This is a genomic window from Vibrio sp. LaRot3 (assembly GCF_027587025.1).
Lineage (GTDB): Bacteria > Pseudomonadota > Gammaproteobacteria > Enterobacterales > Vibrionaceae > Vibrio.
Map to the genome: position 1 here is coordinate 941,559 of NZ_JAPPTI010000001.1, position 23,695 is coordinate 965,253.

At 44.7% G+C, this 23,695-nt stretch carries 9 protein-coding genes and 1 pseudogene; 5 read left to right on the top strand and 5 right to left on the bottom strand.

All coding sequences use genetic code 11. The features are described 5' to 3' along the window. The first annotated feature begins 378 nt into the window (after window positions 1-378). On the top strand, window positions 379-1,368 hold the full coding sequence (locus OH461_RS04335) for a glycine betaine ABC transporter substrate-binding protein (RefSeq protein WP_443088443.1): 990 nt from the start codon (window positions 379-381) through the stop codon (window positions 1,366-1,368). A 122-nt stretch (window positions 1,369-1,490) separates the two neighbouring features. On the opposite strand, the gene OH461_RS04340 is transcribed toward OH461_RS04335, so the two are convergent. After that, the gene (locus tag OH461_RS04340) at window positions 1,491-2,996 is read right to left on the bottom strand and encodes a peptide MFS transporter (RefSeq protein ID WP_270019387.1); all 1,506 of its coding nucleotides are present in this window, start codon (window positions 2,994-2,996) and stop codon (window positions 1,491-1,493) included. 485 nt (window positions 2,997-3,481) lie between these two features. Further along, window positions 3,482-13,936, bottom strand: a complete 10,455-nt coding sequence (locus OH461_RS04345; RefSeq protein WP_270019388.1) for an Ig-like domain-containing protein — start codon at window positions 13,934-13,936, stop codon at window positions 3,482-3,484. Between the two features lie 319 nt (window positions 13,937-14,255). Between OH461_RS04345 and yegD the strand changes: the two genes are divergently transcribed. After that, entirely contained in the window at window positions 14,256-15,608 is a 1,353-nt protein-coding gene (gene yegD / locus OH461_RS04350) for a molecular chaperone (RefSeq protein WP_270019389.1), read from the top strand. 69 nt (window positions 15,609-15,677) lie between these two features. Here yegD and OH461_RS04355 read toward each other — a convergent pair whose 3' ends face one another. Beyond that, window positions 15,678-16,010 carry a YnfA family protein gene (locus OH461_RS04355; RefSeq protein WP_270019390.1) on the bottom strand — a complete coding sequence of 111 codons (333 nt, stop codon included), beginning with the start codon at window positions 16,008-16,010 and terminating at the stop codon, window positions 15,678-15,680. An 8-nt stretch (window positions 16,011-16,018) separates the two neighbouring features. Further along, a complete protein-coding gene (locus OH461_RS04360; protein ID WP_270019391.1) occupies window positions 16,019-16,921 on the bottom strand; it encodes an ROK family protein in 903 nt (300 codons plus the stop codon). Between the two features lie 326 nt (window positions 16,922-17,247). Here OH461_RS04360 and OH461_RS04365 point away from each other — a divergent pair, with 326 nt between their 5' ends. From OH461_RS04365 to OH461_RS04375, 3 genes and pseudogenes are all read left to right on the top strand, one after another. Further along, window positions 17,248-19,758 carry a bifunctional diguanylate cyclase/phosphodiesterase gene (locus OH461_RS04365; RefSeq protein WP_270019392.1) on the top strand — a complete coding sequence of 837 codons (2,511 nt, stop codon included), beginning with the start codon at window positions 17,248-17,250 and terminating at the stop codon, window positions 19,756-19,758. Between the two features lie 224 nt (window positions 19,759-19,982). After that, complete coding sequence (locus tag OH461_RS04370) at window positions 19,983-21,260, top strand: flippase (protein ID WP_270019393.1); 1,278 nt, start codon at window positions 19,983-19,985, stop codon at window positions 21,258-21,260. Window positions 21,261-21,530: 270 nt separating this feature from the next. Then, window positions 21,531-22,571: pseudogene (locus OH461_RS04375) on the top strand (GGDEF domain-containing protein). A 40-nt stretch (window positions 22,572-22,611) separates the two neighbouring features. On the opposite strand, the gene OH461_RS04380 reads toward OH461_RS04375, so the two are convergent. Beyond that, a complete protein-coding gene (locus OH461_RS04380; protein ID WP_270019394.1) occupies window positions 22,612-23,271 on the bottom strand; it encodes a DUF2726 domain-containing protein in 660 nt (219 codons plus the stop codon). Window positions 23,272-23,695 lie beyond the last annotated feature (424 nt).

Sequence of the window (23,695 nt, forward strand, 5' to 3'; positions counted from 1 at the left end):
TTAAAAATGAAAACGACTCTAAAGGCGTTAAGGAGTTTGCTACTTAGCTAACTAATTCATTGCATTAAAAATGCCATAATTTTATCTTTACGACGCCTTTGTTAAGCTGGCTTACCACTCGTTCTACCTTTTCCTTTTCGCTCGCTGTTGTTAATGCTTTTTGTTAGCGAACTCTTCTTGTCGTTATGCTTGATTTTTCACTACTTCATAAGCATTCGTCACCGCGTTGTGATACTCAGTATCTCGCTTATTCATCATCACAAATTCATTCTTTAATGGCTGCTTTTATTAAAATCATCGAAGCGAACATTTACTTTCACTCATTCTCTGCTTTTATTATTTAAGTAACTGACAATAAAAGGAATCAAGCCGATGAGGATGCCCATTTCAACGCTCTCAGCTGCTCTGCTCGCAAGCCTTTCATTTCCATCTCTCGCAGAAGAATGTGGGGAGTTCACCATCGCTGATATGAACTGGAACACTGCAAGCCTGATGGCCCACGTGGATCAATTTATTTTAAACGAAGGGCTTGGTTGCAGCGCTGAACTGCTGCCAGGCGATACGGTGCCAACAGGTACGTCAATGATTGAAAAAGGTGAGCCTGACATCGCCCCAGAAATGTGGACCAACGGCATTAAAGCCGCATTAGATAAAGGCATCGCTGACAAACGCTTGCGCCTAGCAGGTAAGGCATTCTTAGATGGCGGAGAAGAAGGCTTTTGGGTGCCAGACTATTTGGTTGAGCAATACCCTGAAATGACAACCATCGAAGGCGTCATTAAACATGCCAGCGTGTTTGAACACCCAGAAGACGATGAAAAGTTCGCATTTTATAGCTGCCCCGCCGGTTGGACATGCCAAATAACCTCTGGTCATCTATTTGATGCTCTCGGCCTAAAAGAGCATAACTTCGAGATGATCGACCCTGGCTCTGGCGCGGCCTTAGCTGCAACGATTGCTAAAGCATACGACCGTAAGAAGGCATGGTTTGGCTATTATTGGTCACCAACCTCTGTATTGGGCAAATATTCTATGGTCAAAGTGGATTTTGGTAGTGGTACGGATATCGAGGAATTTCGAAACTGTACCACTCAACCGGAGTGCCCTAGCCCTAAAGTAACCATGTACCCTTCTGCCCCAGTTTATACGCTGACTACCGAAGAGTTTGCTGTCGCTGAACCTATTGCGTTTGCCTACTTTGAGCAGCGCGGGTATACCAACCAAATAATGAGTGAACTATTGGCGTGGATGGAAGACAACCAAGCTGATGCTGAAGAAGCCATGTACTACTTTTTTGAAACCTATCCTGATGTTTGGAAGCGTTGGATATCAACCGATGTGGCTCAAAAAGTAGAACAATCGCTTTAATTGTTTGCCTAAGCACTTTCATAATAAAAACAGCCCGATTGATAGCATGCAATCGGGCTGTTTATTAGCACTGTATAAAGTTTATTGAATCACTGTTCTTGTAGTGACTCTATATTTAGTAACTATGCTTTTTGATCAGTGTATTCCACTTGTTGATCTTCTGCGTGTTCGTCACCTTTGGCAATTAGGTTCGAAATCACTTTAGATAGCATCAAAGTGACGATCGCAGCTACCACAGCCATCATCGCCAAATTGTAGAAGTAGCTACCATAAACGTTCTGTACCACTTCAGTTGTAAGCTCAATATCTTTTGGTAATGCAATTTTGGTCGAAATCACTGCTGCCAAGATACCACTTAAAGACAGCGTGATTGAACGTAAACCAATGGCAAACGCCGACAGGTACTTTGGTACCATCTTGAAGATGAAGCCCACCGCTAGTGCGCCGACGATTAACTCACCTGCTGCTTGGAAGAAGTGTGTCCAGAAGATCCAATCTGCTGCAACTTTACCGTTCTCATCAATGCTTGAAGTAGAAAGACCAAGAATCGCAAACGCAATCGCACTCGCAATAAACGCCGCAGCGAATTTTGAAGGAATGCTGATCTCAATACCTTTCTTATCCAACCAACCGTAAATCATCATAGTTGGCGCACCAAGTAAGAACACCCACAATGGGTTGAACGCAGCATTAGACTCAGGCTTGATTGGAATAATGCCAAACAAATTGTCATCCATCATGTTGATCGCGTACATGTTCATTGAAGTCAGCATTTGACCGTAATAGAAGTAGTAACAAATCAAGATGACTAGCATCACTAATACGGCAAGCATTCTGTAGCGGAAGTATGGAGCAGCCTTTTTGATTTCAAAACAAAAGTAAATCAGTGCCATTGCACCCAGTGCGTAAAGAATGTTTTTACCCATATCCAAGTTAGAGAACATGAAGTAAACCACGCCTAGCATCGCTAAAGATCCTACGATAAAAATCGCCCAATGCTGCATTGGCACAGGTCGTTTATCAATATCGTTACCCACTTCAACTAACTGCTTGCGGAACAAGAAGAACAAGACAAGTGTTAATGAGATAGAAATACACGAAATAAAGAAGTTTCCGTTGTATGAAATGTACACCAAGATGAATGGGAAGATGTACTTAGCAATGAAAGAGCCAAGGTTGTTAATTGAGTAGTTAAACGTTAAACCTTGTTGGAAAGCTTCATTAGTTTCATTTTTAAATGAGTTACCCAACAGTACCGTTGGGCTAGTTGAAGACAAACCACGAGCATAACCGATTAAGGCAATGGCGAATATACTCATACCGACGTTATAAGTGGATGCTGCGCTTCCCAAAAGACCAAAGCCTAACGTATAGATTGCGTAGCCAATGTACACTGCGCGAAATGAACCGATGTAACGGTCAGCCGCCCAACCACCAACAGCCGAGAACACCGGACCAACCGCACCAAATGCACCCAGCATCATGATGGTATCAGCTTCACTGTAGTTTAGCTCTTGAAGAAAGTATTTAGTTAGTAGTACGTAAGTACCATAAAACGCGGCGCCCCATAAAAATTGGCGAAGGATGAGTATTCGCGCAACAAACGGGATTCTTATTGTTTTTTCCATAACATTATCCAGAAATACTTGGATGCTGTAGGGATTGCTTCAGTTTCGAAAGCTAATGTCCGACAAACGTTAGGATAAAGCAGTCAGTGCACGACGGAGGTTGATTGTAAATTGCGAATATAAAGCGATTTTATCTGTGCCGCGCGCGATGAGTTGGCGTTTCCTTGGCAATTATCTGAACGCTAGTTATCTAAGTGAAATATATGTCTCCCTACCCCTAACTAGCTTAGTGTAAAACTTCATTACACCTTGCAACCAAGGCATTAAGAACTATTAACAATCAAATAAGTAGCATTTTGTAACAATTACAAGAGCTGGTGCACAAATTTACTTGGATCACATTATTATGCAAACAATATCCTAAGAGTATTCACATAAATCCGTTACAACAACGACACAAAACAAACATTGTTATGTATTTTGAGTGCGTAAAAAAACAAAGCCCGCTTAAGCGGGCTTTGGATTAGACTTGTTGAATGTTTAAGCTACATTTCTTGCGGTTTAATGATCTCATTAAGCAGAGAAGTTAGCTCATTTCCGGTGATTGATGGGCCACCGCTGCCGTCGATACCATCAATTTGGTCAACCAAATCATCAATCTTAATTGATTGTGTTTGGCCGTTGCCGCGGTCAATCGTGAGCTGAATGTTATTGTCATCCACTATTGTTGCAGAAATATCGTCAAGTAGTTGCTCCATGGTTTCATTTGGTTGTAATAGATCAGAGATATCAATCTTGTCTTCGCTGACAGTGAAGTCTGTAATCACATCTAAACCACCATCAAGATCGCCATCTAACCAGACAAAGGTATCGCTGCCCTCACCACCCGACAGTATGTCGTTACCTTGGCCACCAATCAGGATATCGTCACCCGCACCACCGAATAGGAAGTCATCGCCTAAACCACCATCTAAGATATCATCACCTTGATGGCCCATTAGGATGTCATCGTTATCCGTACCTACGATGTGATCATCACCCGTCGAACCGTTCATGTTGTACGAATCGGCTTTGACACTACCATCAGCACTGACGCTAAGGCTAACAACATGTTGTGACTCTTCACCCATAGCATCGGTGACTGAGTAAAGCACTTCGTAACCGATGGCTTCATTAGCCGCTATTGGATCTGCGCTTGGATCTGGTTGGAAGAAATACGAACCATCTTCACGGATACGTAAATCACCATGTTCGGTGTCAATGACCAACTCACCATTATCAAGCGATGCGTCAATCGCAGGGCGTGTGACCGTGCCATCTGCATCTACTTTTTGTAGCACTTCAAGCTTACTAGGGTCTAACACCACTGCGACTGCATCAAGGCCAGTAATCATGGCAAGCAGCGCACCCATTTGACCGATGGTTGGGCGAAGTTTAGGCAGCTCAGACTTAATTAGAGCGTCAGGAATGAAGAGGATTTTTCCATCTGCACCCGCGACTTCTTTTAAATCATCATCTGATATGCTTCCTCGTCGGCCAACCCCGACAGACATAACATCTTTGCCATCAATGAAGGTGTCCCAAGCAGTGTTTGTCGCACTATCCCAGCCCTGATTCATGAACCCGTCGCTAAGGAAGAAGATTTGGTCATTAGTGTTAGTTAAACCTGATACAGCCGCATCTTGGTAACCATTCATCACCGCATGAACCGCTTCTTCGTAATCGGTCAAACCTCCGATTGCAAATGGACCGCGATAGCCCCCTGCTTGGATTCCCGATAATGCGCCTTGCAGAGTGCTAATTGCGTCGGTGACATTTGTCCAAGGCAACGCCGATGCTTGTTGGTCATAGTTGTCGTTAGCAGAACCATCGGTTGCATCCAACCCATTACGATGACCATGTTTTGCATCAAAGTCGATCAACTGGACTAGTACATCTTCCGAGCCTTCTTGTACCTCAACGCTTTCCAGCAGAGCGATACTGGCTTCTAATACCAGCTCCATGCGGGTTTTGTTTTGATCCGGATTGTTATTGTCCGAGCTAAATGGTCTGCTACCCATACTGCCCGATGAGTCGAGCACTATGCTCATTAAGGTTTGTGGCGTTTCACCACCTTGATCGGCGTAGATATCTTGCAGTGATGCAGCATTTTCAGTCGTGGTTTCACTATCATTGTTCGCCATTTCATTTGAAGTTGCTGTCACATCGATGTCTAACACTGAACCTTGAGGGTGCGTAATGACCAAGTCATATTGCTGCATAGCAATACCGGAAACCGGCAGCTCCCAACCATCTGCACCGGCTTGCCCAACAGGCGCGCCTTGACCATCAGTCACTACAGCGCCAACTGGTAATCCCTCAATAATCACAGATTGAATCTGCTCACTACCGTCTGTATCTGCTGTTGTTGCCGTGATGGTAACTGGTGTATCAACATTGCCATTGCTGACCTCACTTTCACCAAACACTATCGACACATCTGGTACTTCTGCAACAGGCGTCACGGTGATGTTCAACGTATCGCTCGCACCTGTATTGGTGGTGTAAACCACTTCAGGCAATACGCCAGACCAGTGCTCTGACGGCTCAAATAGGTAATCACCATTTTCACTCAGGGTGAAAGACCCCGCACCATTAGGCAGTGAAATGGTCTCACCAAGGTTATAACTGACGCCGCCAACAGTTGCTGACGCCACATAAAGCACGTTATCTGGGTCAACATCATCGTTAAGCAGATTACCAGCGACATCGCCGCTGTCTTCATCAACAAGGTGTACATTCGACGTGGTTACCGTGGCTTGATTCTCATGCACCACAACTTCAATAGAACCGTAAGCTTCCGCTTCACTGGACGAATGGATTTCATCCGCTGTAGCGGTAATGTCAATAGTGAACTCACCATGGAAACCAACCGGTGGCAGTATTGTCAGCTCGGTAAGATTCCAATCGGTCACATCCACTTCGCCACTGTCACCCACTGGCACACTATTCGTTCCGTCACTAATTACCGCATCTTTTGGCAGGCCGCTGAGTAATACCGTCAGCTCTTCTGAGGTATCGAGATCGTTCAGCGAACTTTCAATATCAGACAATGGAATTTCAGTATCTTGTTCCCCTTCGTTGTAGCCATACACTTCATATACGTGCTTGCCATCGACGATTTGTAGCTCTGATGTACGTAAATCAGTGGCATCAAGCGCAGCTTCGTCAGGTACAACAGATAGATTGCTATTACTGAGATCAACTGGCGGTTGACCATTAATGGACACGTCAATATTGAAGTTACCCGGCCCACTTTGGTTATGGTGATACACCTCGATTGGGTAGTAACCATTGACTGATGGTACGAAAGCATCGCCTTGAATTTCGCCACGATTAACGCCCCAGCGTGCTTCATCGACCACTTCACCGCCCACTTTGATTGCCATACTGTCATCGGCGCGGCCAACAAAGTCGTATGATTGCCCCGCTTCTAGATAAACTAAGCCCGTCACAAGTACTGCGGTATTAGCAACCGTGGCATATTTGGCGGTATCTTGTAGATTATCTATGGTTGATGTTGACGCTTCAGCTGAGTTTAAGTCAGCAAATTCATTAATGAGGGTTGTACTGTCCACCCCTTTGCCGAGGCCATAAATTGGTGCAATTACTTCGCCCGTCCAACGCTGCATGGTGAAGCTTTGCTCTGGTAGCACTAAATCTGGCGTTGTGATGGTTAGGTTTGGAATATCCGCCTCTGGAGTGACATCGATGGTCAGCGTCATTTCGTCACTGCGCGCATCGCCTTTTTCCAATACAAAGGTCAGGCTCGAGTAGTCTTGTTTTAAGTTACCCTCACCGGCATCAGGATATGTGTTATACCCTGTCTCATCTTCGGATGGCGTGAAGCGTAAATTACCCGCGTCGATATCCGTTACATCAATTCGATCGCGCTCTTGTACCGTTTCCCACACATTCGGTGCTGTTTGCAGTTCGTAAGTACCGTGTTCTGAGAGTTCTGTAATAAACAAGGTGGCGTCAGTATCGGTCACTCCTAGCTCTGCAAGGGTGATTACGTGGACGTCATCTTCCACTATTTCAATCTCATTGCTTTGTGCATCTAACACTGGCAACACAGTGACATTGATGATTTGATTAACTGATTCTTCAACTCCCGGAGCGTTGTCCTGAGAAGTCACAATCACATCTAGCGGGTACGTACCCGGTTCAGGTGACATGACGAACAGATCATCAAGATTACTGCTCCATGCACTCACATCAACTAAACCATCGACATCAGGGTCATGCACTGAGCCATCTGGCGCTTTGATTTTTGAACCCGCTGGAAGTTCGGAAAGGTCAAGTTCAACCGTAAGTTGCTCTGAACCGTCCGTATCCACAAGATTCGCGTTAATGTCGCTCAGTGGGATATAGCTGTCTTCGTAACCAACGTTGTCCAATGTTTCGAGTTTGATGTTATCAAGCAGCGCACCATAGCTGTTGGCTGAAGTTTCAGACTCAAACACAATTTTGTAATCACCGTCAGCTGGTGTTGCAAAATTCACGGACACGTCATTCCAATCTCGATTTTGACTGTCGTCAAATTCAAACAAGATCGTTCGGTTACCTTGGCTGTCTTCAAGGAAGATGGTCATTGGCGAGTCATCAACTCGGCGGGCAGCGACATCTAGCGACAGATTGTAGAAATGGCCCGCTTCACCGGTAAACTCGGTAAATAAGTTGTCATCGCCATTTCGGCCTTCTAACTCGAATACATTGTTGTCGGGATCTCCTGCTCGACCACGGTAGACATTTTCTTGCCCCACCTCAGTGTAATCGCGGCCTCCACGATCATTTTCTGTGCCCCATGTACCTTCGGCTCCATCAGCGATACCTTCCACGGTGTCCGCCGCCGTTAATTCATTAGAATCAACATTACCGCGCCATGATCTATCGCCTAAATCGATCGAGTCGAAGTTATGGAACGACAGAATGTCTGCGCCTTCAACTTCCAATGTTGGAGCATCCGTTACCGCACTGACATCCACATCAATTTGATGTTGCTCGATCAGCTCGTTAGTTGCGGTAAAGCCATCTACATCCAAGCTGAAATCTTCATCACTATGCAATGGTGGCGTAATAGTGAGCGCATTAAGCTGAGCTGGTGTCAGCGATGCCGTGCCATTTGAGATAGCAATCGGGTTGCCATTGCTTTCAAGGCTCGAACCATCCGGTATACCTTTGATTTGAATTTCCGTTACCGAGCTATCTTGCGGTAACGTAATCGTAAGTGGGATTGCATTATCTTCATCGCCACTTGCGTCTTCTTTAACGGTTAGATCCGGCACTTCAATAACTTGTACCGTAGTGGTTGCAGTGTTTGACACGTTACCCGCATTGTCTGTCACTGTAACTTCAATGATGCGATCGCTCTCATCTGGGTTTTCACTGCTGTTTTCAAAACCAATACCTTTCAACAGCGTTTCAAAGGCATCGGCTGATAAACCATCCGGGTCGTCGGCCACAATAGACAGAACAATCGTGCCGTTAGTCACTGTTGGGGTAATAGTGAAGCCTGTGGTGTTGGCAGGCAGCACTAATGCGTCATCAGCAAACTTATTGGTTAACGTTACTTCCATTGATTTGATGCTGTCTTTGTCATCAAAGATGTCCGCATCAATGTCAGCAATAGAGACCGGATCATCACCTTCAGTAAAGGTGGTTTGATAGTCTAAATTGTCATCAAGCTTAGTGACTTTAATGACGAGATCGTCGTAGTCGTCATCATCTCTCGGATGACCTATTTGGTCATCAAAGCTCAGAACCGTTTCACCGTCGTTACCCTCTGATACACGCAAGGTTGAGTTTTCACCATGCGTTGAGTAGACGGTTTGATTTGGAGCGACATTACCGTCAATCAGCAGTTCACCAGCGTCATTAACCGTAAACACCGCATTGTCAGGTGCGTTTGCGATAGCGTTGCCGCCATTTGGTATTAAGAAGTAGCCTACGTTGTCTAACGAGTCTAATTGACCAAGAACTGGGTCGAAACCGTTGTCACGTGAGTCATGTGAGTTATCCAGTAGAATCACAAGCTCCTGCGTATCTGAGGTTTCATCGTAAACGTAGTAACCAAAGACATTTTTATAGCCGGCATTTTCACTTACAAATTCGATCTGATATTGGCTACCGTCTAGGTCAATACTCGGAGCTTCGTTATCAGCAATCGTCGCAATACCTTCTTCTCTGCCTTGCTGGTACTGAGTTCGGGCATCAAGCAGGAATTGCTCGCCATCGTCGGCCACATTGTCATTGTTGGTTTGCACTTTAACAGTAAAGTCTGTTTCACCTGCAGGGAGTGAAAAACGGAACTGACCACTGTTATCAATATCTAGGGTTTGTGTGGTATTGCCATACTCTACGACAACTTGACCGCCTTCATAATCTTCAGGCGACGTCGCATTACCCTCGTTGAGTGACATGACGATATTAGTAGGCGTTGTGCTTGGGTTCGACATTGTCACATCAAACTCAGCCATGCCACCTTCTTCAACGGTTGGCGCGCTGATCGAGTCAATAACCGGTCGATCATCATCACCAGAATTTGGTCCTTGCGGGCCGTAACTGCCATCGTCGAATATAGAAACTCGGCCTGAATCGTTACCCGTCGCCCCGTCAACACCCTCAGCGAGAAGCTCAATACGTTCTACGCCTTCGTAAATTGGTGCACCGTTATCATCTGTAGTTGGAATCGTAACGCGAACTTCATCTACGCCCGCTGGCAGTACTACATCGCCGTTTGGCGCTACGGTTAAGGTTTGCCAGCCTGATGGAGTTTGGTGCTCAACGACCATGTTGCCGACGTCATCAGGCTCAGTAGATAGATGGTTGAGAGATAAATTAACGGTGGTTGCAACTTCAGTTTCAGTTGTAAGTGAAACCGTAAATACTGCGCTATCGCCTTCACTGACACGAACGTTGTCAGACACTTGTACTTCCGGAATATCGACGTTTTCAATGGCACCAGAAGCTTCAATTGGCGCATCGCCCGGCAAGCCAAGCGCTAAGGTATAATCCTCTGTCAGCTCATAAATTCCATCTACGATGGTTGGAATGATAACCGAGAAATTACTGACGCCAATTGGCACAACGAGTTGATCTGTACCTTGGTCGTAAGTAACGCCGTGAGTAAACTGCGCTTGACTCAAATCAACATCACTATCGGTCGCGGTGTCACTTGGGTCACCAAAGGTGACATCGTAACGACCTTCTTCAAGCGGACCATCCTTAAGGGCAACTTGATACACTAGGTTGTCACCTTCCTGCACGGAATCGTCAAGTAGTGTAACACCATCGACGGCGACAGGTTGTGGCAATGGATTAACAATGATTGAGACCGTCGCTTCACTAAAGCCGCCTTTATCATCGGTTATCACATAATCAAAGGAAGTTGGGCCGGTAAAATCGTCATCTAAGTCGATGTAAACCATACCATCTTCAATGCGAATATCAGCGTTATTCACCTCAGATACATGGGTAAAACGGATATTGTCGCCATCAGGATCGGCGTCGTTACCTAGTAATTCGGTAATCGGAATCGAAAACTCCTCTCCTTGGTTCGCCGCATAAGCGCCACTGCTAGAAGCAGTGAAACCTGTCAAAAAGTAATCTGAAGAGTCACTGCCACGAGCTGGCTCATCAACAAAATCGACCGCTTCAAATACGATGCTATCGAACGCAACACCGCCAAGTGCGTCACTGTCGAAGGTGTACTCACCGTTACTGCGACCTTCATTAGCGACAAACATGCCGCTAGCAACTGGGTTATCACCTAAATAGGCCACCCATTTACCTTGCTCATGATTACCTCGCCCCCCTTCGTTCTGATACAGATTGGACGCTGAGAAGGTAAACTCGGTGACGGGTTTATCCAATTCAATCTTAAATTGTTCTGACTCGCCTTCGGCTCGGTTGAACTGTATTTGAGCGCCTGGGCCGCCATTTTCATCCCCTGCAACACCGCGTTTTACGCCGCTTTGGCTAATAGCTCGGTCTTCCCCTTGGTAACTGGCACTGATCCCAGCACCATCATCTTGCCAAGAGTTACTGTTGTATTCCCCTAAAGCAACTGAGAAAGCTACTGGGTCATCGGTTGCGACTGGTGGTGCGTTATCGGCCTCACCAAAGGTTACTGTGCGTTCTTCACTGACATTATCATCGGTATCGACGGCGCGGTAATCAATGGTGTCATCACTTGGGTTCGCCTCAAACGACTTAAGCTCCCAGTTACCATCACCAATAGTGGTAAATTCAACTTTGGTAATTTTCGCATCATCGGACGATTCAGAAGCCAAAATAGTGACTTCTTGGAAGAGACTTGATTCGCCTTGCGGCTTGGTGACTTCTTTTACTATGGTGCTGCCATCATCTAAGTAAACGGTAATTTGTACCATGGTTGGGTGTGACGGGTGATTTTCTTGGAACCAGCCGCCCATGCCATCTAGGCCGACCGTGATTGATTCCGCCGGTCTATCCGCCATATCAATTTGAATGATTTCACCTTGGTTGATACCGTTTCCGCCACCAACACCTAAGCCGTATCCCACATGGCCTTTATCGCCAAAGTATTGGGTTAACGGTTTATCATTGTTTGAAATGGCACTGATCGTGATAACGTCATCGCTGTCTTCAAAGCGAAGTTCACGTTTGGTTGGATCGCCATCGACTGGTTCACCCCAGTTAAGAAAGTTACTTGTGCTCTCATCGCCAGTCATTCCATCTGGGCTTTCATCAACACCTAAGAAGAAACCGGTCGATTCATCGTCATTTTGGTAGGTAAAGCCATTCGGATCGAACGTGTTAAGGGGGCCAACAACGTCTCCGTTGGCATCAAACTGAGTTAGGTCACTTTCAGTTAACGGCACACCGTTGTAGAGCAATGTGCCTGAGTCTGGCAAATCGGTAATGACCACTCGAACTGTATCACCGGCGGCGTCATCTTCTTCATCAGAAATTTGGTCTTGTGACGGTGTGGCGCTATCAAACACGATAGCAGCACCACCATTAGAATCTAAGGCAACCGTGAAGTCCTTCGCTTCTGGCGGGTTATCTTTGCTGTCATCGATTAACGTGGTTTGGTTCGCATCGGTGAGCGTCAAGGTTTCGAATAGATCGGTACCTCCGGGGTCAGTGACCGACACAACCGATACGGTATAACCTTGCCCCTCTTCATACTCTTCATCTTGAGTGGTTTGAATGCTAAATGGGGGAATCACACCTCCCGGGCCTACAACCACTTGACTGACTTCAGTGATATCATTACCATCTGCATTGGTATAGCTGTAGCTTAGAGTGATGATGCTACCTTCTGGTGCTGATTCACTCAACATAATGGTATAAGGCGTAGTAAGGTCACCTTCCATGACCGAATCAGGGCCAGTTAAGGTAACAGTTACTGCATCTTTTGGATTGTCGGGGTCGGTACCATCTTCATCGACAATCGATGATTGATCATTGGCAGAGTCATTTTCTACATGATCGTTGGTGGTCTCCGCAATTAACGTAACAGACTCAGAGCCCTCCAACAGGTGATCATCAAATACCTTCACGAAGACTTCAATCGACGTCTCGCCTGACTCAAGTAATAGGTCACTCGCTTCAATAGGTCTAAAGCCACCGTTACCATCGGATACATACAGTGCATCCTCATAATCGACGCCTTTAGTTGCGGTGTCAGAGTCACCACCCAAGGTTAAATCGAGCACAACGTCTGGTTTAACAATCTCGTCAATGCCGACGGTGAACGATAAGTATGCGCCTTCCTCTTCGGTGACAGGGTCACCAGACTCAACGTATAGCTCAGCAACGGCCTCGACTTCGACATTGACCGTAACAAGGTCGATACCGCCGTTACCATCTGACACTTGAATGACAAAAGAATCATCCACACCATCAGCGTTATCTGGTGAAATATCATCACTATTACTGTTAAACCCTTCATCAGGCGTGAACACCCAATTACCATCTTGGTCGATAGTGACACTGCCGTTCGCTGGCTGAGTTTCAATTGAGTAAGTTAGGTCGTCGCCATCCACATCTGTCGCATCAACTGTGCCACCGATTGGCTCATCTTCTTTGGTAACGACATTAATATCACCAAGTAGAATTTCTTCACCATCTACGAAATTGGGTGCGTCATTGACTGGGTTAACGCCAATGTTGATCAAGAGGTTGTCAAAACCTCCGTTACCATCAGAAACTGTAACGCTGAAAGAATCTGGGCCGTTGTAATTCAGATCTGGTGTGTATGTCCATGAACCATCGGAATTCACCACTACGTCACCGTTGGTTGGGTCAGAAAGTTTCGAAAAGGTCAGAACATCATTAGGGTTAGCATCTGTGGCGACTAGCTGACCATCAAGTGGTGTGTCTTCGTCGGTAAACACATTAACGCTGTCGTCTTCTGGGGTCAGGGTGAAATCAACGAAAATTGGATCTTGTTGGAAAGAACGGAACTGCTCAAGCAAGGATAGGCTTTGGGTTTGTGATATTTGAGGGGCATCGAACCCTTGGGTATCAAAATTAGTTTGTGCAATTAACTCTGCAGCATCACGAACGACCGTTCCCGAATCGGTCAAACTGGACCCACTATCTTCACCTGCTGCGGTTTCTTCACCCTCTCCCGGTGTAATATCTTCACCGTCCGCTAACGCTTGCTCAACTTCAGCGATGATATCACTTACTTCTTGAGTGACATCTAACGTCTCATTGTTCTCACCAACAAGCTGTATAGCGACTTCATTAGGGTTAAGCTCTGAACCATCAGGTGCAATAAGCACTTCACCCGGTCTTGGGGAGTCTCCTTGCTGAAGTATGCGAATATTCCCATCCGCATCGATTGCAATGATTTGTCCACTTGCCACATTGCCCATGGCAATAAATGTACCGAAACCCATGGCGACCCCCGATCCTTTTAGTCCACCCAATAAACACGATGAGCGCATGGTCATATTTTCAATCATGACCACACGCATTAATTTCTTTAGCTGCTAGGAGAGAATCAAACCTTAAAACTACCTAGGCTACTGGATTAGTTTAGTTGCTGTTACTAGATTTATCCTGTTTTAGCACTCATTTGTTACATAGATGATACTAAATTACATTAATTGATTTTATAAATTGCTCTGTAGTCCAGTTTGATCACATTTTTCTTCTGTAGCCCTTTTGAGCACTTGAATTTATTTACCGGTAAATGGCTTGACTCGACTACCGGTATAACCTTTAGTATTACGCCCTTCGCCCGCCGACTACGGCAATAAAATCATTAGATGAGGTCTTTTAATGGCTATTGGATTTGACTACGGAACGGCTAACTGTTCGGTTGCGCACATTGTTAATCAAAAGGTTGAGCCCATTGCCTTAAATAACGAGGAGTTTTATATATCCTCAACATTAAGCGCGCCTTCAGCAGAAAGTGTCTCAGAGTATTTGTTTCGCTGCTTAAACATCCAACCCGTTGATGAGATCGGAAGAAATGTCTTGTCACGCGCACTACGCATTAACCAGCAAGAAGATCTCGACGTACATGCGCAAGACATTAAGTTTGGTCAGCAAGCGCTGAATGAGTACTTAGATGACCCTAAACACGTTTACTACATCAAGTCGCCTAAATCGTTCTTGGGTACGATGGGGCTAAGAGACGCACAGCTGTCGTTTTTTGAAGATATCGTGTGCGCCATGATGAGCAACATTAAGCGCAGTGCCGAACAGACTTTGCAGCAAGAGATACTTGAAACCGTGATTGGCCGCCCTGTTAACTTTCAAGGTCGCGGCGGCGATGCCTCAAACAAACAGGCGGAAGGCATCTTAAGACGCGCCGCGACCCGAGCTGGATTCAAAGAAATTGAGTTCCAATTTGAACCTGTTGCCGCCGGCCTAGAATACGAGGCGAGCCTAACCGAAGATAAAAAAGTACTGGTGGTTGATATTGGTGGTGGTACAACCGACTGCTCTTTCTTACACATGGGGCCATCATGGTTTGGCAAGCAGCAACGCGAACAGTCTTTATTAGGCCACACAGGTCAATTGGTTGGCGGTAACGATCTCGATATCTTCACCGCCTTCAAATGCTTTATGCAAGAGTTTGGTTCAAACTCGCGTAAAATGAATGACCTACCCGCGCCCATTACTCAGTTTTGGAACCCGATTGCGATTAACGATGTTCAAGCTCAGCGCGCTTTCTACACTCGTGAGAACTTGAAGGAATTGAATCTTCTGATGAAAGAATCGCAGCAGCCGGAACTGATCAAACGCTTAATTGAGATGCAACAAGATAGCCTCGGCTACGCGCTAATTAAACAAGCGGAGAACACCAAGATTGCATTAGGTGAACAAGAGGAATTTACCGCTCAGTTAGAGCTTGCAAAAGAAGTGATCCAATTGCCGGTTTCGAGACAACAAATGGACGATGCGATTGAGCCACCAACCAGTAAGATTAAAGCTCTAGTCGAAGAAGCCGTAAAGCTTGGTGAAACTCAGCCGGACGTAATCTATATGACTGGCGGCTCGGCGCGCTCTCCTTTATTACGAGCTACGGTGCAATCTGTATTGCCAAACGTGCCATTAGTCGCGGGTAACTACTTTGGCTCAGTAACCGCTGGCCTTGCTCGTTGGGCGCAAGTTTGTTTTAAATAATGAGCAATTAACAAACAAAAACGGCCTGAATCTTCAGGCCGTTTTCATCTCTATCTGCGTGAGCCCCATTTAATTCACGCGTGGCGCAAACATTATGATAGCCATACCAACCATGGCCACGCATACACCCACAATATCCCAGAGCGTCGGCTTAATGCCGTCAACTACCCATAACCAACCAATCGCCACAAAAATATAAACGCCGCCATAAGCTGCGTATACGCGACCAGCCGCGGTTGGATGCAATGACAAAAGCCATGCAAACAAAGCGAGACTAACGGCTGCCGGGATGAGTAATAGAATCGATTTACCTTCTTTCAACCAAAGGAAAGGTAAATAGCAACCAACAATTTCAGCAATCGCGGTAATAAAAAACAAACTGACGGTTTTGAGCTCTGGCAAAACAACTCCTAAGAAAAGCTAGACTGACGGCGCTTAAAATGCACAACTGCGCCAATAAGATTGGCATCGTTACCAAATTTGCTGGCAACGACTTTTGGCCACAGATGACAGTAAGGCATCTTCTCAGAAAACTGCGCAAACTTACCTTCTAACATGGTGATAAGATCAGCGCGTTGGCTAATTGCTCCACCAAGAATAAGGTATTCAGGATCAACCGTGTATTGAACATTGAATAGGCCTTGAGCGAGGTATTCTACCCATTGTTCAACCACTTGAACAACTACTGGGTGTTGCTCATCATACATTTGAAATACCTTTAATCCATTGAGCTCTGACTTGGCAATATCTAACGCTTTCGCCGTTTGATTTACCAGAGCGCGGGTCGAGCCTAGTTCCGATAACACTTGAGGCTGGCCTTCAGTAAAATGCAGAATCGAATAACCGAACTCTCCACCGTACAGATGATGCCCCTTTTGTATTTCTCCTTTGCTGACTATCGCTCCGCCAACACCAGAGCCGATAACCACCAAACAAAACAGTTCAGAATGAGCAAAGTCTCCGTATTCACTCTCTGCCAGAGCTGCGCAACATGCATCATTCTCAATTTCAACGGATAATCCATAACGGTCGACAAACGCCTGCTTTAATTCGACGCCATGAATATAAGGCAGTAACGTCGCGCCATGGACAATTCCACGCTCAACATCCACCGCGCCGCAAGCGCTGATCGCAATACCTTGAATGGCATAACGCTGGCTAAAGGATTGAACATATTCATCGAACGATTCAAACCATAGTTCTAACGTGTTTACTCGGCTAGGCAGTGAGAACTTTTCTAGCCGCTCTCCGAGCGTGTTCATCACCGCTCCTTTTACTGCACTACCGCCAAAATCCAAGCCTATAACATACATGCTGTTCGACTATCCCTCGCTAAAGCATCATTAGTGTGAATAAAAGCATCACACTCTCACCTACCAACAAATGTAGAATTAGTTGCATATTAGAGTAACAGTAGATTCCGACTAAGTAGATGAAAAATAAGTGAAGCTGAGCGGACTACGATCGCAAAATGTAGCTTTACAGTAAACCGAATGACATATTACGTGATTACCCTAACATTAATGAGTTACTCATATAGTAACATCACACTTAACGTGAAATTTTATTATTAATATCAAGCATGTAATCGCGCTAGCCTACAACGTGATTAAAACAGCTCCAAGGGGCGGACAGTTCAATGACGGCACTGACGGATAAAAAGCTTCTTAACATTGTTAAAACTCTTCCTTTTGTCCTTATTCTAATTTTCATTGCCATGCTATTAACGGTTGTCATTAATAGCAGCCAACAGCGTGCGACCGAGTTTGAGCAAAACCTAATTGATAACAACTTAGCAAAACAAAAAGAGATCATTGCTCAACGAGTGCAAAGCACTGCGGAACAAATTAACTATCAAAGAGAGCAAACGGTCTCTATTCTAAAATCTGAGATCAAACAACAGGTTGAAACTGCCCATCAAATCGCGACCGCGATATACAAAGAGAACCTTGATAAGCCCGAGCATGAGATTAAAAAACTAATCAGCGATGCGCTAAGAGACATTCGCTTTAATAATGGCCGCGGATACTTCTTCATATATCAGATGGATGGCGTCAGTGTCATGCACGCTTTACTACCGGAGCGTGAAGGTCTGCAAATGATTGAAAGTACCGACTCTCGCGGCGTCCCTATCCTTAAACAACACATCGATGCCATTGCTAACTCCAAAAATAGCGCCGCTTTTTACCGCTGGTGGTTTAAAAAACCTCAGCAAGACGGTGAGTTTGAAAAGATTGGCTACGGCCAATATTTCGAACCTTTCGATTGGTTTATCGGCACCGGAGAATATGTGTATGAAGTTGAGAACGAAATAAAGAAAAACATTCTCAATTGGGTATCAAACTACCGATTTGGAGATACTGGTTATATCTTCATTCTCGACCAAGACGGCACCATACTTGCTCATAAAGAACCAGAATTACTGGGTGAGCGCATTGATGGCCTTGTTACAAAAACCCTAGGAACTTTTGCCATCAATAACACCACCTCTTCCCATGTGGAGTATGACTCAATCTATAAGCCTGACTCGCTGCAAAGCGGACAAAAAGTCAGCTTCATGAAGTTCGATTCAAAATGGGGTTGGCTATTGGGCTCTGGTGTTTATATTGAGGAAGTACATGGTGAAATTGAAACGCAACTTGAGCAGTTACAAGAACAGCATCAAATGGAACTGATTAAGGTCATTGCGTTATGTTTGACCTTGGCTTTAATCCTCACCCTACTATCGTTGTTACTTAGCAACTACTTAGGTCGCCGATTCTTAAAATTCCAAAATCGTATCGCCAATGACTTCAATCAATTGGAGGTTAAGAAAGAGCAACTCCGCCACCAAGCACAACATGATGCACTTACCCATTTACCAAACCGAATCTTGCTTGAGAAACAAGCCATGCACGGCATCATTCGTAGCCGTGAATTAGAGAAAAAACTCGCGATCTTGTTCGTTGACTTAGACAACTTCAAACGTATCAATGACAAATACGGTCATGAGGTAGGTGACAAATTATTGGTTGAAGTGGCACAGAGATTTAGCCGACTCACTGAAAGCAAAGGAACCGTCGCACGATTTGGTGGGGACGAGTTCGTATTTTGTATACCAGAAATCGCCAGTGACAACGAAGCGCATACCATTGCAATGCGCGTGCAAGCTTGCCTCAAACAACCGTTCATTGTTCATGGTATTACGACAGAGCTTAACGCCACCATCGGTATTTCATTATTCCCTACTGATGGTGATCAACCACGAACCTTGATGTCCAAAGCCGATATTGTCCTGACACGCTCGAAAAAATATGGCAAAGGTGAGATTACTTTCTTCGACAAGAAGATCAGTGACGAAATTGAAAACAACTTCTTACTTGAAGATGAATTTAAGTCGGCGCTAGCAAACGGAGAACTTGACGTACACTACCAACCGCAAATCAATGCCAATACCAGCAAAATGGTCGGTGTAGAGGCGCTATGCCGATGGGTAAGCCCAACGCTTGGTTTCGTCTCACCGATGGTGTTCATTGATATCGCCGAAAAGAACAACTCCATTCTACAACTTGGCGAGTTCGTCTTTGAACGTGCCTGTCGTGATACTAAAAAGCTCAATCAAAGCCTTAATGATCCGGTCACGGTCTCGGTCAATATTTCACCTAAGCAGCTACTGCACAAAGGTTTCATAGACATGATTGTTAACTCGGCCAAACGCTACGACCTCGACAGTAACTTAATTATCTTAGAGCTAACAGAAAACGTGTTTATTGAAGACCTAAAAGCTGTTCAACCAACCTTGAAACGCCTACAAGATCTCGGCTTTGGTATCTCATTAGATGACTTCGGCACTGGTTTTTCGTCGCTTAGCTATCTCAATGCGCTACCAATCAGTGAGATCAAGATTGACCGCTCGTTCATTATTCGCATGCTTAACAGCCGCAGTAACCTCAATATCGTTAAAACCATTATCGCGATTGCTCGCTCAAACGATATCGGAATTATCGCTGAAGGCGTTGAAAGTGAACAGCAGCAGCAGGTATTGCTAGACTTAGGCTGTGATTTAATTCAAGGCTACTTGTACTCTAAACCCGTTCCGATGCCAGAAGTGCAAGCACTCGCTGCCACCACTTTCGCCAATGACACCATGATCAAAGTTGATACCCTTTAGCTTGGTATAACTGAGCCATTCATTAATTGTCTCAAATATCAGACAGATAAATGTGTAGTATTACCCGAACTATCATTCTTTTGGGTGACACGGGTAGTACTCACTGTTAACTAGATGACACTGAAAACACTTCCCTAACTAATCTAACAGCTGCATTAAAAACTACCTGTTCGTTAGGCCATCTTCGAAGAGTGACTGACATTGATTGTGAGTGGTATTGAGTAATGAATTCGTTTGTAAAACAGTTCTTTGGAACGGCTGGCCTACAGTTTTTAAGTAAAGGCATTTCCGTTGTATCCGGCGTTATCTTTGCGCGTTTTCTTGGCGCAGAGCAATACGGCATCTATACCTACATATTTTCAATTGTCACTATCGCAGGTATTCCCGTCATCGCGGGCTTGCCCGCACTAATGGTACGTGAGATCGCCAATTTTCAATTAGAAAAGAAATGGCCGCTTTTATACGGAATTCTGTTGTGGTCTCGAGGTTTCGTTTTCCTCGTATCCTCCATTATTGTACTCATCATGCTTGGCCTCGCTTACGTTGGCTATTTTGAACCCTATGTGGCGGCGTTGTTGCTCATTGCAGTATGGGTGATCCCGCTTAGAGGCATCGCTTACCAGCAAGATGCCGTATTGAATGGCTTTCGTAAACCGGTATTAGCACAAATACCCTCTAAGTTACTTGCGCCTATTATTACCCTGTCTACTTTGCTTTTCTTTGTCATCACCGATAGGCCGCTCACCTCAAAAACCTTGATTGAAATTTCGGTCGTTGCACTGTTATTTACCTGTATTTTGAGCTTCTTGCTGGTGCGTTATGTCATCAAGAAAAACAGCCAACCGGCCAAAGCTGAATTCAAAACTAAGCAATGGAGTAAAGCCCTACTCCCGTTTGCAATTATCACTTTTGTGAGCACACTCAACTCTGAATTGGCGATCGTGTTACTTGGATGGTTATCCGATCTTGAATCTGTGGCTTATTTCCGCGTCGCAACTCAAGCAGTGCTGTTAATTAGTATCGTCGTCTCTTCAATCAGCCCGGTGCTTATGCCCAATATCGCTCGTTTATACAAAAGTGGCGACATTGAGCAAACGCAAGCTATGCTCACCCGCGCTGTTCGACTGACTGTCTTAGTGGCAACACCAATTCTTCTTGTCTTAGTCTTTGGGGGAGGATTACTGATCTCTCTGTTGTTTGGTGACGAGTACCTTTCAGCTTATCCAGCGTTAATCATCTTATGCTTTGGTCATTTTATTAGTTTGATGATGGGGTCGGTAGGATTAGTGCTGAACATGACTAATAACGAAAGCCGCACATTGCGTTCACTCTCCATTGCGGTCACCGTCAACCTTATTCTGCTATTTAGCCTCATCCCACTTTACAATGAGATTGGTGCCGCTATCGGCGTATCATTAAGCCTGATCATCTGTAATGGATTAATGATGTTTGACGTACGCAAAATTACTAAATTAAAAACGTGGTTATCGGTGAATAAATAGCCGACATTGACCGTAAATTACGGCTTAACTCCACGTTATTGATAGAGTTTCGATTAACAACAATTAATTATGAATTACTAGACCCAATCGTACCTAACTCTCACTAAACCGGTTGTAATTTCGAGTCATTTCATAAAATGCCTGAATTTCAGCGGGTTAAAGTTGAAAATATGTGATCTTAATTCAGATCTGCTATTGATTCCCCTCGCCAAAAGCATACTATTTAGCGGTATTCAAATTTAGGCATATGCGCCTCAAGGAACGCTTATTATGGAGCTCGACATATTTAATCCATCTCGCCATATTCGGCGAGCTGTTTTATTTTGGTTGAGCCTGCTGCTATCCTGCGCATTTTTCGTCGCAAGCTACCTCGATTACACCATTACAGATTGCTTACCCACAGCAATGACTAACGCATCTTTTGCGTTGTTTTCTTTGTTTGTCAGCTCGCAAACCTATCGCAAAGATTGCTCAAACAACTTGGCGTTACTTTATTCCGGCGCGATGGTCATGCTGGTGCTGTTTGGAATACTCAGACACACCATTTATCACGGCTTATATTTATGGGCGAGCATCTTCCCGATCATGTTTTACATTTTCGTTGAGAAACGCCAAAGCTTTATTCTTTGCCTGATTGGCTTCGCAGCGGTGACAGGCGGTGTCATTTTTAAGATGTATCAACATCAAGGTGAAATTCACGCTTATTTACTGATCAACTTCATCATGAGTTACATCTGTATTTGGGTTACCGCTCATATACTCGAAGTGAAACGCAAGTCCTCTGAAACCTCACTAGGACAACTTGCCTCCCGAGATGCACTGACCGGTGTGTATAATCGCCATGCATTAGCTCATAACTTCCATCGCTATCGTCAAGAAAGCAAAAAACTGCCCATGTCTTTACTGGTGTTGGATCTCGACTACTTTAAACAGGTTAATGACATGCATGGCCATGATGTTGGCGATAAAGTACTGATCCAAACAGCGGCTTTAATTGATGCATTCAGCGACGAGCATTTGGTTTATCGAATTGGTGGCGAAGAGTTCTGTATCGCGCTACACAATGCAGACATTGCGCAGGCGATGGTTAAAGCTGAGCATATTCGATTAGCCATAGAGAATTACCGATTCAACCAACAAGATTGCCCTATTTCACTCACAGCGAGCATTGGCGTTTATCAGTGCGATCATTTTAACGATTTAGAGTAAGTATTGAGAAAGGCGGATATTGAGCTGTACAAAGCAAAGAAGAATGGCCGAAACCAAGTCATGATAGGCAGTGAACAAGAGCTAGAACTCGCTAGCTCTTAGGTATTTTGAATCGGTATACATCCACGTGTAGAAAAAGATCTTAGCTGTCGAAGTCTTCAAACACGACGTTGTAGTTTTCTGTGTAAGTACACTGTGGTTGGCGGCTACACGTAAAGAATCGACGTCCTTTAAACTCTCCTTGCGCAGCGGTTTTTACCACCATCGGGCTGCCACAGCGTTTACAAAAACGCACTTCTTTATCAGGTTCAATCAAATCAATATGCGCGGCTAACAATCGACGCAGCTTACCCACTTGATAGCTATGCTTAACCGTTGCTCCAATTAAAGGAATACCGGAAGACTTACAAACATGAAGCAATAGCTTTTGCCTGTCCATTTTGCCTTTGTTCAGCGCAGCACCATCGTCGAGCTCAATCGCGACGCGCACGTCTAATGTTCTTGGATCACAGACAATAAAATCAAAATGACTCTTAGCAATACGGTTATGAGCGATGAACCAACGTTTTTTGTCGGTGGCTTGAGGGGTTAATACTTTTGCCATCGACACTTTTGACAACACCACACCATGATCACCTACTGCAGTCGTCAATGCGTTATAGAATGCTGACTCTTTACTATTTAGCAGTGCGCCTTTCTTTTTGTAGGCGCTGTCTTTTAGCTCATCTTGAGTGAGATACTTTTTTTGGACATACAAATAGAAGGCCACAAAAACGACAACAATAATGGCAATATATTCCATTGCTTACTTTTGACTCCCAAATTCAATCAAACTCCACCAAATATCTGGTGCTCTATGGCTTATTTTATACCTAAATCTTACCAATAGGCACTCGCAGCTTTAAAGATTGTACTAAAGATTCAAGAAATTAGCGCAGCACCACACACATGTAGGGTTTCACAATATTCGAAAATCTATCAGTGACGTTTAGGATTTAGGCCGTTCATTTTGAAGAGGTATTATCATTAAAATTTCAGTGACACTCCGTGCGAGCTCTACTGTCGCTGATCTATACGCCTTTAATTACGTGTTAAATATAGATTTCAGTCACACTTATTTTTGCGCATTTTCTCAATAAGCATGCAATTGGGCAGTATAATTATTGAGCAATGTAATTTTTATTTGGCTCAGCGATAATCAAACAAAATACGCTGCTACTGTCAGA